Source organism: Haladaptatus ordinarius, assembly GCF_054177595.1.
In genome coordinates this window covers 17,962-33,752 of record NZ_JBPEHH010000008.1, presented here as the reverse complement: position 1 = coordinate 33,752, position 15,791 = coordinate 17,962, and the positions used below count along the sequence as shown (strand labels likewise).

At 54.5% G+C, this 15,791-nt stretch carries 15 protein-coding genes and 2 pseudogenes; 11 read left to right on the top strand and 6 right to left on the bottom strand.

From position 1 onward, the window contains the following. Nucleotides 1-972, top strand: a complete 972-nt coding sequence (locus ACR3FF_RS04955; RefSeq protein WP_458186581.1) for a sulfite exporter TauE/SafE family protein — start codon at nt 1-3, stop codon at nt 970-972. 76 nt (nt 973-1,048) lie between these two features. On the opposite strand, the gene ACR3FF_RS04950 is transcribed toward ACR3FF_RS04955, so the two are convergent. Next, entirely contained in the window at nt 1,049-1,357 is a 309-nt protein-coding gene (locus ACR3FF_RS04950) for a hypothetical protein (protein WP_458186579.1), read from the bottom strand. Nucleotides 1,358-1,363: 6 nt separating this feature from the next. Here ACR3FF_RS04950 and ACR3FF_RS04945 point away from each other — a divergent pair, with 6 nt between their 5' ends. Continuing rightward, complete coding sequence (locus ACR3FF_RS04945) at nt 1,364-1,675, top strand: HalOD1 output domain-containing protein (protein ID WP_458186577.1); 312 nt, start codon at nt 1,364-1,366, stop codon at nt 1,673-1,675. 252 nt (nt 1,676-1,927) lie between these two features. On the opposite strand, the gene ACR3FF_RS04940 is transcribed toward ACR3FF_RS04945, so the two are convergent. Next, nucleotides 1,928-2,176: a DUF8118 domain-containing protein gene (locus ACR3FF_RS04940; protein WP_458186575.1), complete on the bottom strand. Its 249-nt coding sequence runs from the start codon at nt 2,174-2,176 to the stop codon at nt 1,928-1,930. Nucleotides 2,177-2,266: 90 nt separating this feature from the next. Further along, a complete protein-coding gene (locus ACR3FF_RS04935) occupies nt 2,267-2,575 on the bottom strand; it encodes a DUF7344 domain-containing protein (protein ID WP_458186573.1) in 309 nt (102 codons plus the stop codon). Between the two features lie 209 nt (nt 2,576-2,784). On the opposite strand from ACR3FF_RS04935, the gene ACR3FF_RS04930 reads away from it, so the two are divergent. The 6 genes from ACR3FF_RS04930 (at nt 2,785) to ACR3FF_RS04905 (ending at nt 7,256) form a co-directional block, all read left to right on the top strand. After that, nucleotides 2,785-3,294 (top strand): DUF7282 domain-containing protein, encoded by a 510-nt coding sequence (locus ACR3FF_RS04930; protein WP_458186572.1) that lies wholly within the window; start codon nt 2,785-2,787, stop codon nt 3,292-3,294. 669 nt (nt 3,295-3,963) lie between these two features. Beyond that, nucleotides 3,964-4,131 (top strand): hypothetical protein, encoded by a 168-nt coding sequence (locus tag ACR3FF_RS04925; protein WP_458186570.1) that lies wholly within the window; start codon nt 3,964-3,966, stop codon nt 4,129-4,131. Nucleotides 4,132-4,284: 153 nt separating this feature from the next. Beyond that, nucleotides 4,285-4,599 carry a hypothetical protein gene (locus ACR3FF_RS04920; protein ID WP_458186568.1) on the top strand — a complete coding sequence of 105 codons (315 nt, stop codon included), beginning with the start codon at nt 4,285-4,287 and terminating at the stop codon, nt 4,597-4,599. Between the two features lie 62 nt (nt 4,600-4,661). Next, nucleotides 4,662-5,012 carry an SHOCT domain-containing protein gene (locus ACR3FF_RS04915; protein ID WP_458186567.1) on the top strand — a complete coding sequence of 117 codons (351 nt, stop codon included), beginning with the start codon at nt 4,662-4,664 and terminating at the stop codon, nt 5,010-5,012. 817 nt (nt 5,013-5,829) lie between these two features. Beyond that, a complete protein-coding gene (locus ACR3FF_RS04910) occupies nt 5,830-6,051 on the top strand; it encodes an SHOCT domain-containing protein (protein WP_458186565.1) in 222 nt (73 codons plus the stop codon). 152 nt (nt 6,052-6,203) lie between these two features. Continuing rightward, on the top strand, nt 6,204-7,256 hold the full coding sequence (locus ACR3FF_RS04905; protein ID WP_458186563.1) for an NAD(P)/FAD-dependent oxidoreductase: 1,053 nt from the start codon (nt 6,204-6,206) through the stop codon (nt 7,254-7,256). A gap of 244 nt (nt 7,257-7,500) precedes the next feature. Here ACR3FF_RS04905 and ACR3FF_RS04900 read toward each other — a convergent pair whose 3' ends face one another. The 3 genes and pseudogenes from ACR3FF_RS04900 to ACR3FF_RS04890 all read right to left on the bottom strand — a co-directional run bounded on the left by ACR3FF_RS04900 (nt 7,501) and on the right by ACR3FF_RS04890 (nt 11,854). Beyond that, nucleotides 7,501-8,502, bottom strand: coding sequence for a potassium channel family protein (locus tag ACR3FF_RS04900; protein WP_458186561.1), 1,002 nt, complete (start codon nt 8,500-8,502; stop codon nt 7,501-7,503). A 247-nt stretch (nt 8,503-8,749) separates the two neighbouring features. Next, a pseudogene (locus ACR3FF_RS04895) lies at nt 8,750-10,143 on the bottom strand (NAD(P)/FAD-dependent oxidoreductase). Between the two features lie 130 nt (nt 10,144-10,273). Next, nucleotides 10,274-11,854: an ABC1 kinase family protein gene (locus ACR3FF_RS04890; protein ID WP_458186559.1), complete on the bottom strand. Its 1,581-nt coding sequence runs from the start codon at nt 11,852-11,854 to the stop codon at nt 10,274-10,276. Between the two features lie 153 nt (nt 11,855-12,007). Between ACR3FF_RS04890 and ACR3FF_RS04885 the strand changes: the two genes are divergently transcribed. The 3 genes and pseudogenes from ACR3FF_RS04885 to ACR3FF_RS04875 all read left to right on the top strand — a co-directional run. Then, nucleotides 12,008-12,160, top strand: a complete 153-nt coding sequence (locus ACR3FF_RS04885; protein ID WP_458186557.1) for a YHS domain-containing protein — start codon at nt 12,008-12,010, stop codon at nt 12,158-12,160. A 325-nt stretch (nt 12,161-12,485) separates the two neighbouring features. Further along, complete coding sequence (locus ACR3FF_RS04880; protein ID WP_458186556.1) at nt 12,486-13,883, top strand: SRPBCC family protein; 1,398 nt, start codon at nt 12,486-12,488, stop codon at nt 13,881-13,883. A 281-nt stretch (nt 13,884-14,164) separates the two neighbouring features. After that, nucleotides 14,165-15,742: pseudogene (locus tag ACR3FF_RS04875) on the top strand (ABC1 kinase family protein); the annotation flags it as partial. Nucleotides 15,743-15,791 lie beyond the last annotated feature (49 nt).

The following is a 15,791-nucleotide window of genomic DNA, read 5'->3' as shown; positions in this document are numbered from 1 at the left end:
ATGGTACTCGTCGGATCAGAAGCACTGTTCTTCGTCGGATTCGGGCTCGTAGTGGGTATCCTCTTCGGATTCTTCGGACTGGGCGGGAGCTTCTTTGTCACCCCGGCGCTCCTCGTACTCGGCCATCCTGCCGAAGCCGCTGTCGGCTCCGGTCTCGTCTTCGTCTTTGGTACCTCTATCGCCGCTGCAATCACTCACCGGTCTGCCGGACACATCGACTACCGACTGGGAGTTCTCCTCATCCTCGGGATGGCTGTCGGTATCGAGGCTGGCAGACGAGTACTCTTCTGGCTCGCCGGAAAGGGGCTCGCAGATTTCACCATTAGCATCGCTTACGTCTTCCTGTTGGCAGCGGTCGGTTTACTCATCCTCAGACGGGTGCGACGGGATCGTCTCGTCAACCCCGGTGACCGACGTTCCTCACCAGTGTTCGAACAGTACACCCTGAGTCAATTGCCCCCAGTACTCAGTCTCCAGTCGGATGTACGCGTCTCTGTTTGGCTGATCCTCATAGTTGGCCTCGCTATCGGAATACTCTCTGGCTTCCTCGGCGTCGGGGGCGGGTTTCTGATGATTCCGAGTCTCGTCTATGGGGTTGGTATCTCGAAATCGATCGCAGTCGGCACCGATATCTTTCAGATTGCAGGATCCAGTGCATTCGGGTCGGTTCGCTATCTTCAGAAAGATGCAGTCCATTTCTCGGTCATCCTTCCGCTACTCGGCGGGAGTGTCCTCGGGTCATACGTCGGTTCGCGCCTCACCGACATCGTCGACGAGAGCGCGCTGATGGGCTATTTTGCGGTAATGCTGCTTCTCGATAGCATCGCAGTGGCGAGTAAGACGGTCAGCCACACCTACGGCATTCGGATCCTCCACGACCTCAGTCTCGTCCTCCTCACCGGAACTGCGCTTGGCGTCGCCGCACTCGTTGTCTACCGGGGAGGACGAACTGTCTATCGCGACTCGGTCTAATGATTGCACTTTCGAGCGTCCACGAATAGGAGGGACACTGGCCCCATCTGCAGGTTTGAGGATCGCCGTCCAATCATTACCCCCCGTCGTGTGACGAGCGGACGAACAAAAAGAGGAAGACGAGGACGACAACCGTTCCGAGTAGCGAGTACATCGGATCTATTGAGACAAGCAGTGCACTTCCGATGAGCGACGCCGCTGCTAGAATCGCATAGCCGATTGAGCGGGAGTCCTGTTGCTGCGTGCGGACGAGGGTTCGCCTCCGCTCTTTCTCTCTCGCATCTAGCTCTCGTTCGAGTTTCGTCGGGAGTCGAAGCAGCGCCCAGAGCGACGTCTCAAGCTCACCCCGCATCTCGGCGAGTTTCATCCGGGCCGCTCGCTCCATGAAGCCGTGCTCACGGAGGAACGTCTGTGCAGCAGCGAGAAAAACGAGACTGCCACCCAAGCCACCGAACTCACCTGCGAAATCGGAGAGGGAGAATCACCGAGCGAGGCCGTCGTTCGGGCAACTGCCGCCCTGACGAACACGCCAGTGATCGACCTCGATCCACTCTACTCTGTGATAGATCCTGATCATCTTGACGGCCTTTTCGGCGAGTTGAGCAGCCGAACCGGCCACAAGGAGAATTCGGTGACGTTCAGCTTTAACGGGTGCTGCATTTCCGTCGCTGGAGATACTGTTGTCATTCGAAGAAGCGAGTAGATTACTGATTGAATTGCTCCCAGCCCTGTTGCTCGAAAGCGTCCCAGCTGAGCGTGATCGTAATCACGTCCGTGTCGAGTCGTACTTTGACACCTCGGCTTGCCGTCACGGTGCGACACGTCCCACGCAATCGCGTTGACCGACAAAGCGGGGGAAGTGTTCGGCCGACGCATGCGCTTGCACTCGGTCAGCGTTCGCTGGGTACCATCGGACAGCGTTGTTTGACGAGACATAAATGAAAAAGTGAGTGGGTTAGCAGCAGTCGGTGAGAGCGCCCTTCTGGGTGGCTTCCGCGCCACAGTTTTCACATTTCCAGTAGTTGTGATCGACGGTGCCGTACTTGTCGTAGCCAGTGTGCGGGCCACTGATACGCTCGTCGTCCGATGGGAAGGCGTCAAGTGTCCCGTCGTCGGTTGCGTTTTCGACGGCGGCCATGTGCTTGCAGAAGGTGTTGCGGTGGACGTGATGCGGACACGTGCAGGCCATCAGTTCCTCAGTCACGTCATCGATGAAGACAGTGTACTGGTGATCTGCGGGATTGTCGTGGCTCTCATTGGTGACTTCGACGAGTCCGAAAGTATCACCGCAGCATTACCCGATCGATAGGAGAGTGGGATTAAGGCTGTAAAGAGCTGTTGTCGGCGAAACCCATTGAGATTTCGTATCATATGAGAGTAATCCGAGATCGGCAAAGAGTGGAATATCAATGTGGTATAACCGAGCCCGAATCCGTTTTTTGTTGACAGTCTCTAATTGGCATTGGTCAGTACTAGCTATCTCTCTCACCATAGCCTCTGTAAGCTGGGAGAGGGATACTGAGCCGTGATCTCGCAACTGTGCAAGGAGAACCCGACGGTGGTGGGGGGGGGGGGCTACAGCGGCTTCGATATGGCTTGTCATGAGTTCGATTGTCTGTGTAGGGGCTCGGGAGTGATATCGAAAGAGTCGAACAGTGTTGGTACTTTCAAAAGTAAGGTTGAACAGGGGTGGTACGTGTGTGGAGAGTGCGCCACGGTGGAACACAGCTTAATCATTCTTAAATACATATAATTAATATATTGGGATATTAACAATCAATCATATATGCGATATCTTTATTGTGGGGTATTGTGACGGATGCACCAGAGGGTTACTCCTCAATGTACGAATTACCACGACGAACAGTTATAGGTCTCCTTGGAGGAGGAATAACTACCGCACTCGGAAGCGGGCTTGCAGCGGCGAGCCACGTTCCAGAACTCCCCGGTATCACGTTCAATAAACAGACCAGTCGCGTTCAAGAAGATAAACCGACCACCATCGTAGTTCCGCGGGCGGATCTTCCGGAAGGTGGGTGGATCGTAATCCATGAAGGTCAACATGAAGACCAAATGCACGGCGAAGGTGATCATCAGATGATGAATATCATTGGTCACTCCGAGTATCTTGAACCGGGTCACTACGGTGGACTCAAGATAGCGGTGTCCCCGTCTGAGACTGGCTCCCAAACGCTTACTGCGGTACTCCATAAGGACGATGGTGACGAGGAATTTAATCATCCAGGTGGTGACCCACACTACACGACTTCAGATGGGGCAGAACCGGTTCGGGATGTTGCAGAGGTCAGGTTCAAAACGTGACGATATAATTTCAGATAGTAAATGAATAGTGGCGCCCGAGTGGGGATATGGTTCACGGGGTATGTTCATGATGTCGGCGCGTGCTCCGTGGATTCCAGTCGTTCTTTGAAGAAGATGAGTTCCTAATTTGTGTGGTCATAGGGGTTCGATTTGCCGTCAAGGACGGTAGTACACAGCCACATCAGGGCACGTTCCCGCTGTGAGTTTGGGAAGTCCATCCAGACGGCATGTGACATCCGAGTTCCGGCTTCAATCTCTTCGAGTCGAATGGTACCACCCCCGGGAATACGAACGGTGACGAGTCCGCAAAGGTGGGGATAGTACGCCCTCCCACTCCAGACCGCCACGTTCGGATGATCGATGTACGGAAATCGGCCGTGGAGGTCGGCGTCCATCCCGGCGACCTCTTCACGCTGATGGAATGTTGCCCCTTCACGCGGACGATTGTCGGGGGTATCGTATTCGAGTCCGTAGTGTTCCTCGGGATTCGACGCCGTCCAGTGGACGAGGTCAACGCAAGGGCATGACCATCGCTGACCGCAGCACTCCAGTATCCGTTCGCGCGTCAGGCACCACCGAAGTCTTGCACCGGATAATCAAAACTGGTACAGTGTTGTCTCACCAACGAAATCGCATGACCAACCGACACGCTAGACTGAGGTGGAGTGGATGAATCGACGTCGGGGCGACATGGTCGTCGGGATTCTCATTGCTGCCATCCTCCTCGTCGGCAGTGCGCTCAGTTGGCAAGCGTTCCAACAGCAGCAAGCCTTCGACCAGATGGGCTCGATGATGGGGACGTCTATGGGTGCCGTCCATGGGACGAAGCGAGACTAACCCCGAAACCACCGGATTCGGCGGAGATGAACGATTCTATTCCTGAAAAACGATTAGAGCGCCCCATACACGTTCTCGAACGGTCTCCTGCGCGGATTCACACCCATTGTAATAACTCCCGAGCGGTCCTATGAGTAACCGAGGAGAAGAACTATGACCACCTTCACAATCGGACGCTGGCTGCTCGTGACGCTCGCGATCATCGGACTCGCGCTCGTCGCCCCTGCCGTCAGCGCACACGGCAACGAAACAACCGCTGACAACGCGCCCCCGTACGATGGGAACGCAGCTGACTGGGCGGCCTGGATGGAAGCACAGATGACCGAGCACATGGGCCCCGGTAGCGTCGAGTGGATGGAGTCACACATGGGTGTGACCGTCGACGAGATGGCCCAGGACATGGCTGACGATGGCCACAACAATGGCGGTCACAACAACGGCGGGATGTACGGGCAGGGCCACTGCTGACGAACCCTGACCGTACCGAACGCATTGAACGAGCACGGAAACTCACCCCACAACTCACGATCATGACCCAATTTACTACTCACTTCGGACGCACCGCTCGTCGACTCACGCTACTCGCCGTCCCCCTGCTCGTCGCGACGACCGGAACGGCTGCCGCCATGGGCGGAAGCTACGGCGGCGGCATGATGGGCGGCGGCTGGGGACTGTTCGGTGGCACGATGGGCCTCTGGGGGCTCCTCTGGATGGGATTGCTCATCGCGATCCCGCTTTACCTCGTCTTGGTGCTCGCGAGGCGTGACGGAGACGGAACCGACGAACGGCCGCTGGCGGTCCTCAGAGAGCGCTACGCGCGTGGTGAGCTCTCGGACGACGAATTCGAACAGCGGCGTGAGCAACTGGAGCGTGCCGAATAACCCCTCCAGTGACCGCTCTTGCAGAGACGCGTCTATCTGAGACAACCAGTTCGAAACCTTACAGTCTAGCTAACTAATTGAGAGCTATATTGCATGGAGACCACAATATAGAGACCAGTGTCCGGTGAGTTCGACCAAGTCGTTGAGACGATGATTGAGCACTCGAAGACGAAAGCTGTGACGTACTGTGATATCGACGTACAAACCACGCTCAAAAAGAAGCTCGACTGGGAATTTCGACAGTACTGCATTCTTAAGGGCGTGCAACCCAGCACTGGCGCATAAAGGTTGGACGACAACTGGAAGGCCGGTATCTTAGACTCTCCTTTGTTGAAGCTATAGACGAGAAAACAATCGCGGATTCCGTTACACCTGTTGTGACGGGGATAAGAGATTCACGGTGTGAAAACGTCACGATAGTCGTCGAATAGAACGGATGTAACATGGATTCACGGTTTGGTTGTGACTGAATCACGTTCCTCACGGTCCGGACACACTTGTCATCTGACACCAAGAGCGGTTACTACGATCGACCATGCGTGAAGCCGTGCACCTTTTGGTTCCAAGGGTGCAATAGTAATGTGTGAAACGTACAATTCAAAGCCGGTGGTTAGCCCGCGTTTTGATCGTCGGTTCCCTAATGCTCATCGGTGGGGGCATCTATACTCGGTCGACAACTACCTGGTATTGGCTTCTCCCCACCATTCTCGTGGGGACCGGTATGATATGGGAATCGACGAAGAGACGATCGAACGGCCACACCGCGAGCTCCAGTGATGGCCCAACCGATTCTACGGAGAAAGACGCGGCCTTGGGTATGCTCAAACAGCAGTACGCGGTCGGCGACATTGACGACGTGGAGTTCGAACGCCGACTGGAGACTCTGCTGGAGAGTGAGACGGTCGACGACGTCGAGAACCGACTAGACATCAACTCCGTGTCGACCAACGAGGACGAACGGGTACCCGCGCCCGTTAAGCGAAAGTCACCCCGCCACGGATGCCACAGAGGCGGCAAGCACCGTCACGGCCGACACTGACCGTCGGACGACCAGGATAAAGGCGATCTACGTGAGACAGGGGACGATTGAGCGCAAACGTTCGAAGATAACTCATTGACTGACGAACGACGTAATAGACGGCCGAAGAAATGATGTGCAACGGTCACTCAAGGAAGATTCCGGTGGGCCGTATGGAACGAACCGTCGTCCTCGGATGCGGTGAGGCGGGGCTGATAGCCGCAGCGCACTTGGAACGGGCTCCAGAAACCGACGTGATAGTCGTCTCCGAGAGTGATCGCCACGTCTTCTCATTTCTTCTTTACCACGTCCTGGAGGGGATGCCGTTCAATAAGGCCTGTATAGACCTCCAGGGTGTATTTCGTGATAAGGACGTCACCTTTACTCAGGCACATGTTGAAGGGCTAAACACGGTTGAGAGACGAGTCGAACTCCGAGCCGGGTCACTGTGGTACGACAAACTTCTGATCGCGTTGGGCGGAGTGACACGATACAGTATCGACGACCGGAGACACGTATTCGATATTCGAACCGACGCCAGGGAGATACGGCGCGCAGCTCACACCGATGACGTTGCCAATGCCGTCGTAGTCGGTGGCGGCCCGATCGGTGTCGAGACAAGCGCGACCCTTTCCTCCATTACCGTGGATCTCGGTGTGACTCTCATCGCATCGAGTCCTCGTCTTCTGTCCGACTTGCCAGCGCGTGCGAGTCGACTCGCGGAACGTGAGTTACGGCGGCGTGACGTGCGGGTCCTGACAAACGCACGAGTAACGAAGGTGACTCGGGATAGCGTCGTCGTGGACGGAGAACGGGAGGTACAATCCGACTTGACGATCTGGGCGGGTGGAATCCGACCGAATCCTGTGATTAAGAGGTTTACGCTCCCGAGAAATGAGAGAGGACTCCGCGTCGATTCACGACTTCGCTGCCTACGAGCCAACGACGTGTATGCTGCTGGCGACAACGTCGATTATCCCGCGAAAGTAACAGACGGATACACCGCGGGACGAGAAGCCAGAACGGCGGCGATAAACGTTCTCCGAACGATTCGAGGCCGACATTTAAAAGAGTACGACGTCAGATGGCATCCCCGCGTGATATATCTCGGAGAGAACACTGCACTCTTCACAATGAATGGTATCGTTCACTGTGGCCGAAGTCCGTCGGTCCTGCGGGAGCTGGCTGCCAAGACTTACCCGTTTTACTGGAAGTATCTGTACTGACAGTCTCAATAGGCTCCCGACGAACCTCACTTCGTTTCTAAAGTTTAGTCACCTCACATACCAATGGACGATAGCGCGCAAATTGACCACGGCTACAGATGACCCAAGTAAGGTGTTTATCGCTGGCCGTAACTGGCATGGTCTGAAATACAGGTCATCGTCTAACGTGGCGAACCTGTAAACCCCATTGTCCCCGTAGATTCCACCCGAAGTGAGGGATCCCCTGCTTTAGTCGTGGAGGATGTCAGGTTTCATCTGAGGAAGGCCATTGCCGTGCATCAGACTCAACAAGACCAAGAACCGTCCGTCTTCGCTCGTCTAATTCTGCAAGTGACGCAGCGAACTCTTCATCGGATAGAGTTGGGACACCAATTTCACGGAGAGCATCAAGATCTAGTGGTGGTGGAGACCGTTGTGCGGGTTCGATAAACGTGGTATGAAGGGTATTCAAGTAATTCTGGACACTTGCACGTGCATTTGTAAGAGCCACATCACTGGGACGATATTGTTCAGGGACACCAAATTGTAGTACCGTCAAGGTCTCGTCAAGGACTGCAATACCGATCACTGGTGCCTGCTCGGGGTGCCTGCTGTAGAAGTAATGGAGAATCGGATATGCTTTATGGTTCGATGTGAGGGTGTTGAGTTGCGAAATAAATGAGTTCAGAGATAATTCAAGGTTGTGGAATTCATCACCGTTCCAGCCCGTTCGAAGTATCTCCTCACTTTGCATGCCGAGTCCGGTCACATCGCTTGCGAATGCACGTTTCTGGGTAACAGCATCAAGAACCGAGAGGATGTAGGTGACACTCAGCGTCACAAAAAGAAGTCCACTACCGGTAGTGAGTGCAGTGGCGAGTTGCCAGACGCCGTCTTGGGGAACAAAATCGCCAGTTCCAAGCGTGAATAGTGTATACCCAGTGAAATAGATTCTATCCACCCATGAGATGGGACCTCGGTTGAGCGTGTCGATAAGAGCACCCTCAGCGCTGGCGAAGATAAGTGTCCACCCACCCCAGAGTAGTAGTATCCATGTCGCTAGACTAACGATAAATATAAATGGGCCTGCAAGAGTCAGAATCGATGATTTCTGATTTCCTACTCTTCGGAGCAATCGCCATGACCAAGCCATCAATCGCGAGGTGAGTGGCCCAGCGCCACCTTCGACCCAAACTGTGGTCCACAGCAGATCGACGACGGCAGTGGTGAGCAAGACGATACCAAGGGAGAGATACACGATATTCATGTTATCCATTCCTCAGCGAGTCACTGGTGGGTAGATTGAGTTCTTTTGACCGCTGAGCAGTACCATATTTGCCAACATTCTTCGCCACTAAATACATCATAACAACGGTAACAAGTGCCCGACGACAGATAGTCGCTTTCGCATCAGTCTGTTTTATTACTTGTGACAGGAAAAGGAGGAGGGTGCAACAACTGCTGTCCCCGTCTGACAATCCTGCAGTCAGCGGTTGCATCAATTCATTCACCGATCAGTAGTTGTAATCGTCCTCGAAGATTTGCACGTACCCTTCGCGTTTCAGTCGCCACTTGCGTCGCCAGTAAGCAAACACCAGCTTTAGTACGTCCCAACTGGCCGTAACTGTCCGCTTGCGAATCCTTCGACCAGGTTCAGCAGCAAGGAGGACATCTACAGCATCAATGATTTGGTCCCAGTCACCTGGCCCGTAATCACGGACAATGTCAGCAACGGTCACGTTCCGCACGATTTCGTCACCGATGGCACTCTTCCACCGGTCGTTGTACGTTGATAGATTCCCTGTTGCGGCGAGCCTACCCGCAAGACTTCCAGTTCGAACGGCAACGTGATCGCCGCCTTCGTGGAAGGCACTGGTCGCACCCATTGCACAACCCGTGACGGCGATCCCTGCGGACACAGGCGAGTCGATAGGACGCATCGACGAAATTGGATACGTCTCTGTACTGGTAGACTTATCAGCGCTCTTTACGATCGGAAAATCTGCATCTATGTCGTACTCATCGCCGTACTGCCACTCGAGCAAACGGCGAACATATGTCTCTCCGGTTGGAATGTAGTCATCCGCCGGGCGAAGCAGTTTGTACTCTTCACGGTTTGGGATTGAATCGATATCGAGGCCGATTGGCATCGTGAGTCCAACGCGGCAGACACGGTCCTGGTTGGGGAAGATCCAAGGATACGCCGAATGGCCTGGCATCCACCCCCACCAAAATGTAATGGCAGTTCGTAGTGTCTCGAATACGTCGTCGGGAAAACGCCGATATTCTTGATAGGCGATATGGTTGGCGTTGCGAGAGGCAAGACGGTCACTCGCTGGCGCGTTCGTGGGGAGAAAACGGTCAAGAACTCGGTTAGTGACGGTTCGTTGAGGGCCATCTGCGAGGATGAGGAAGTCGGCACTAACTGTGGCTTCGTTTCCCACTGTTAAGATGTGACGTGGCTCATCGTCAGCCGCTCGGACGTCTGGATTCGTCTGGACATCCCGCACGCGAGCGCCCATCCAATAGTCGGCACCAGCATTTTCTGCACGTTCTTGCATCCAGTCATCAAATTTGGCCCGATGAAAGGTATATCCGAAATGGTCGTACGACGAATCGATTCCGGTGTTGGTCAGTGTATGCGCAGTGTGTGGGCCGATGAACTTCGCACAATCGAGTTCTTGTTGAACTACGCCGTCAGGAAATTCATCGGGATGGATTCCCATAAGATCTACCCAGTAGTCTAGGAGACCTCCAGCGTCAGTAGAATCGGGACCGAGGCCGTTTCGGTCACTTCGTGGAACCCCCTTTCCAATACGAGTGTAGTAGCACCCCGACTCGCACTCGCGTGTGCGGCTGCAGACCCAGCAGGTCCGCCTCCGACAATCGCCACGTCTATGTGCTCAATAGGCAGAGACACACGTGCCAGCCTTATCAGTACGAAGAAATTCCGAGTGACGATATTTATTGTCATTATGTTATCCCATTGGATGTTCTGCTGGTTGGGGTCATCCACGCGAACATACCTGAGAATAGAACTACAATTTCGTACGGACCGAGCGATAGAAGAGGATGATTAGGAGCCCTGTTACGAGAAATCCACCGAGACCGTACCAGAGATCAACCATCGACAGGATCGATGCACCAAGTGTCATAAAACCAGCTAAAAGAGCGTATCCGAGTGGTTTAGCGACTGATTGCAACTGCACTTGATCTGGGGTGGGTCGGTGGGATTGAGCCTCGTTTTGAACGATGGTGTCGAGGGCGCGTTCTAGTTTCGGTGGAATGCGAACCAGTGCCTTCGCTGATGCTTCGACATCCGTTCGCATTTCACCGAACATCATGCGTGCCCCTCGCTCCATAAATCCGTGCTGTCGAAGAAATTCTCGAGCAGCCTGAACGAAATTGAACTCCGGATCGAGCTCTCGGAGAACCCCTTCACTGACCGTCCCAACGCGGATGACGAGCATGATATCTGGCGGAAGGCGGAACGGGAACTGCCGGAGTTCGGTGAGGACGTCGGTCAGGATATCACGCCAGTCGACATCCCCCTTCCCCTCGAATTCGTCGATCATGAGACGCAGCATCGCAGCCATTTTGACCCGATCGACGGCCGGATCCAAGGCGTCGATTTCGATGAGGATATCCGTAATAGTATCAACATCACGGTTAACGACGGCAAGATAGAGTTGAATGACGTTCTCCTGCATTGCTGGTGTAAACCGGCCAGACATGCCGAAATCGTAGAACACGATCCGACCGTCGTCGTCGACAGCGAGATTCCCTGGGTGCGGGTCGCCATGAAAGACACCGTGGACAAGTCCCATCGTAAAGTACGCATTCGCCACCTTGTGTGCGATCGTCTTCGGATCGAAGCCAGCCACTTCCAACTGGTCAACGTCAGTGATCTTGATCCCGGCAATGTATTCCATCGTGAGGACGCGTTTGGATGAGACGTCTGGGTACACCTGGGGAATGCGGGTCGTTGAATCGTCACCGAAGTTGTCTCGAATTTCGTCCATCATCCGTGCTTCACGCTCGAAATCAAGCTCTTCCTGAATGATCCGCTCGAAGTCATCGGCCATATTGCTGAGCGAGAAGCGGTACCGTTCTGGAGCAACGAAGGTAACGACGGGAAGTAGCCGCCGAATGACGCGGAGATCGATGTCAATGCGGTCTTTGATCCCAGGTCGCCGAACCTTAACAGCGACACGGGTTCCGTCGTACACGGCTTCATACACCTGTGCAAGCGACCCGCCTGCGATCGGATCAGGATCGAACTCGTCGTACGAGTGGTATCCCACATCTGTGGCGAGTGACGGAATCATTTCACTATATGGGCTCGGTGGAACAGCATCTTGGAGCGTGGCGAATTCCTCGGCATACACCTCCGGCACGACGTCGGGCCGAGTGGAGAGAACCTGCCCGATTTTAATGAATGTCGGGCCGAGTGTGAGCATGACATCACGCAGTTGACGTGCTCGTTCGCGATGTTGTTCCTGGGAAACCGTGCGTGACTTACCAAAGAACAGAAATCGTCGTCGGTCGCGGAGAAACGTCACGACAAATGGGAAAAACTGACCAACAATACGAATCAACCTGACAGAAAACCACGTCATCTCAGTCCTGTATATACTCACAGCATCTATTCGGATAAAGATATTCAATAGAAAGAGGCAACTGAGAGGTTCCAACATATCGAGGAGAAAACGCACCCGCAGAGAGTTCTGTGACCGGAAAGCCGTTTATACTTTAGACTGAATACATGAATAATGGGCGAAAACGATGTCGTTGATCCGGTTTGTGGGATGAGCATCGAAAAAAGCACGGCAGCAACAAAGACAGAGTATGAAGGGCAAACATACTACTTCTGCAGCGAGGATTGTAAGCAAAAATTCGATTCGAAACCAGAATCATATAATTAAGTTTCGAGAGTGTAGTTCGTTCTGCTCTACTTCTGAGAGCGCATTTCTTGCGTGAACTACCCCCTCATACTTGCTCGTCAAACTCCTTCTCCACACAACATTATGGAAGTCCAAGATGAAGTATGAACCATGTCTCCGACAACTCGTCATCGTCGATTCAGCAGGTCTCCGGTACACATGATGAATCGCCAGCAGAAATTATTCGCGATGATATCAGGTGCAGCGTGTTCGAAGTCTCTCGAGAGGGTAGCTTCCAGTGGCCAGAACTGCGCTGGTACGCAGCCCAAATCCACCGTCGGTATCCTGAACTCAATGGAGAAACATCATGACACACCGTAAACTCACCATTGACCATTCCATCGGTGATAACCAGATGATGACCGAGTTCGACGTGATTGGCGAGAGTCCAGTCGATTCTTCGTTCCTCCGGATTAAACACGCTCAAGCGACCGTCACAATCCAGGCGGAAGCAGAAGCATTCTTCGACACATTCACCCGGTTCACACAGTACGACCGTTGGGCACCCGATTTGCAGGGGTCGGCCCACTGGCTAACCGTTCGCGAGGGAGGTCCGGGGTCGCAGTTTATCGCCTACGACAAACCTGGAACCACCCATCTCGCCCATTACGGCAAAGTCATCGACCTCGAACAACCAACGCGTTTCGAGTGGCGGGCCCCGTTCAGCGAGTGGCAGCGAGCGTACATCGGCACGGTACTCGAATGTGAACAAACGGATCAGGGATCGACGACTGTCACGGAGATGCTTTATTTCGACGTTGAAGAGGAACATCTCCCGGTTCTGGCCGGATTCACGGAAACGGCGAGCCTCCAACAGGAACGCATCGAAACGTTTCTCGAAACTCGGCTACAGGGACTCGATTCACTCCTGCAGGAGGATTCGATCCCCGCAGATGAGCAGTCGTTTCTCTTCACCGAAGACCGTGACGTGGCTACTGATTGGGCCGGACGAATCTCCGAAGACGAGTGGGTTCGCGTCCTCTATGCTGACGGTGAAATCGACTTCGATGCACCGACGGACGAGGTGTTCAATGCGTTCACGCGCTTCGCTCGCTATGCAGACTGGACGCGTGACATCCACGTCGGGTGTGAGTGGCTCGATGTCAAGGACGGCGGCGTCGGCTCACGATTCTTCATCTGGGAAAAACCGAGGGATCGACACGTCATGCACTACGGCATTGTGACCGAGTGTGAGCGGAATCGACGGTTCGCGTGGCGGGCCCCGTTCGCCGAGTGGAGGAAAGTGTTCATCGGAACGTCGCTCCAACTCACGCAACGCGCAGATAGCGGCACAACTGCATATCACGTCCTCTACATCGACTTGCCAGCGGAGTACCTCCCTGTGTTCGGTGGATTCGGAACCCTTCCCGGCTTCGACATCGAGTTCGAGACGTTCCATATCTACGAAGAAGCCGATGGATTCCAGCGGCTCATGGAGAATGGCGAGCTCACCGAGGAGGACACGTCCTACCTGTTCGATGCGAACCGGCGTATCGCGCACGACTGGCCTTTACAGGAAGGACGGCCGTGGCCCGAGCAAGCGTTGACACTCGAACCAGACCGAGTCATCTCGTACGAGGAACTTCTCGTCGAACTGTCTGAGACGTTTGCCGAGGCTCTTCCCTCCCCAAAGTTCAACCGAGAATTCCGCGATCTCAAACGGCTCTGGAACCATGCGAAGGAGACAGATAACAATGGGCAATAGGTTTGGAGAGGCTCTGCGGACCCTCGATCGATTCATCGAGATACTGGGGCTGACGTGCCACGAGACGATTCGGTACTACTTCGATCGAGAACCACTGCCGGAACACATCCACAGACTCGTCGTTCGACTCGGCCCGACATTCATCAAGCTCGGACAAATTGCGTCGACGCGACCGGATCTGGTGTCGCCAGATCTCCGAGCGGTTGGAAGACCTCCAAGAGAACGTTCCTTCGTTCGCGTCAACGGAGGCTCGGGCAGTTATCTAAGACGAACTCGGGGCACCTCCCGAGGATCTGTTCGTAGACTTTCCCACCAATCCCATCGCATCAGCGTCACTCAGTCAGGTCTATTTCGCGACGCTCGACGATGGTAGCGAGGTCGCGGTTAAGGTACAGCGGCCAGGTATCAGAAATCGCGTCGAACGAGATCTCCGGATTATTCGCTCGGTCGCCTGGATTGTGAGTACCCTTCGTCTCACACCCCGTACCCTTCCACTCACCCGTATCGTCGACGAATTCGCCTCTTGGACGCTCAAAGAGTTGGAATTCGATGTCGAGGGACACCACCTCGAGGAGTTTCGTCGGAACTTCGAGGACTGGGACGACGTGACGTTCCCCGCCGTGTACTGGGAGTTGACGACGGAACGCGTACTGACGATGGGGAAGGTATCCGGGATGCGGCTCCATGAGGTTGCAGACGTTGTGTCCGAGCAGCGCCGGCACACGCTTGCACAGCGCCTCTCGGAACTGCTCATCAAGATATTCGTCGCTGACGGATTCTTCCATGCAAATCTCCACCCCGGCAATATATTCTTCCAGCGGAACGGGAGGATCGCACTACTTGACGTTGGGATGGTCGGCCGGATGCGACCCGACCAGCGAGATCGCTTTCTCGCGTACTGGATTGCGATAACGCGTCGCCAGCGCGACCGAGCGTTTCACCACCTCATCGAGATGGCTGAATCGACTGAACAAGCAGACACAGACTCCTATCGGGACGCGTACGATGTTCTCCTCGACCGCTTCTATGACAAGGATCTCTCAGAACGGAGTCTTGCGCAGACATACCTTGAAATCGTTTATGCCGGAGCGGAACACGGTGTTGTGTTCCCCTCTGAGATGGTTCTTCAGGCAAAAGCCGTCGTCACAGCAGAGTCACTCACGCTCGTACTCGCGCCTGAATACCGCTTTAGTGAGGAAATCCGGCCAATCGTCGCCGAGGAGCTCGCGAAACAGGCGACACCGCGGGCCACACTGGATCGGGCGTGGGGTGAATTGGTCGACTGGATACTTCTCGGACAGGGCGGTATCGGCGGTGAGGCCCCCTCCTCGTCGGCCCCTGAAGAAGCAGCGTTCCGGCGGGAGGTGATTCGTACCCTCGTCAATGTTTGGACTGACGATATCGACGAATTGCTTCAAGATATTCAAGCCGACGTTCCCGAGTACACATCAGCAGCGTATTGGCAGGAACATCCAGAGCACCACGTCCTCCTCGAGACGAGCCTTGGATTACTTCGAATGTTTGCTGCGGAACTCCAGCGACTCGAAGAACGTAGTGATGACGAGACAGAGGCTGAGTCCACACCATTGATGGCTGTTGACAGGGCAGTTGACGTGGAGGACAAGGTACTGACTGACGAACTCACTCAAATAATCGACACCCTGCAAGATGACACCAGTCGATACACGTCTACAGAATTTTGGGATCAAAATCACGAGTCTCGGGCTGCGCTCGTGTCAGGAGTAACGGCACTCCGACTGCTTCTTTCCCGACTCAACCAGAGCGTCGACATGACGTACACTTCGACGCCACGCAGTGAGAACACGAGCGGCTCTGAGACGGAGGAGACAGAGAATTAAGACCAACCACATTCTTTCAGGCCCATATATGATGGTGTGATTTTCGTTC

Coding starts and splice junctions, on each gene's coding strand:
- ACR3FF_RS04955 (WP_458186581.1), top strand. CDS start 1: ATGGTACTCGTCGGATCAGAAGCACTGTTCTTCGTCGGATTCGGGCTC.
- ACR3FF_RS04950 (WP_458186579.1), bottom strand. CDS start 1,357: ATGGAGCGAGCGGCCCGGATGAAACTCGCCGAGATGCGGGGTGAGCTT.
- ACR3FF_RS04935 (WP_458186573.1), bottom strand. CDS start 2,575: ATGACAAGCCATATCGAAGCCGCTGTAGCCCCCCCCCCCCACCACCGT.
- ACR3FF_RS04925 (WP_458186570.1), top strand. CDS start 3,964: ATGAATCGACGTCGGGGCGACATGGTCGTCGGGATTCTCATTGCTGCC.
- ACR3FF_RS04920 (WP_458186568.1), top strand. CDS start 4,285: ATGACCACCTTCACAATCGGACGCTGGCTGCTCGTGACGCTCGCGATC.
- ACR3FF_RS04915 (WP_458186567.1), top strand. CDS start 4,662: ATGACCCAATTTACTACTCACTTCGGACGCACCGCTCGTCGACTCACG.
- ACR3FF_RS04910 (WP_458186565.1), top strand. CDS start 5,830: ATGCTCAAACAGCAGTACGCGGTCGGCGACATTGACGACGTGGAGTTC.
- ACR3FF_RS04905 (WP_458186563.1), top strand. CDS start 6,204: ATGGAACGAACCGTCGTCCTCGGATGCGGTGAGGCGGGGCTGATAGCC.
- ACR3FF_RS04900 (WP_458186561.1), bottom strand. CDS start 8,502: ATGAATATCGTGTATCTCTCCCTTGGTATCGTCTTGCTCACCACTGCC.
- ACR3FF_RS04890 (WP_458186559.1), bottom strand. CDS start 11,854: ATGACGTGGTTTTCTGTCAGGTTGATTCGTATTGTTGGTCAGTTTTTC.
- ACR3FF_RS04885 (WP_458186557.1), top strand. CDS start 12,008: ATGGGCGAAAACGATGTCGTTGATCCGGTTTGTGGGATGAGCATCGAA.
- ACR3FF_RS04880 (WP_458186556.1), top strand. CDS start 12,486: ATGACACACCGTAAACTCACCATTGACCATTCCATCGGTGATAACCAG.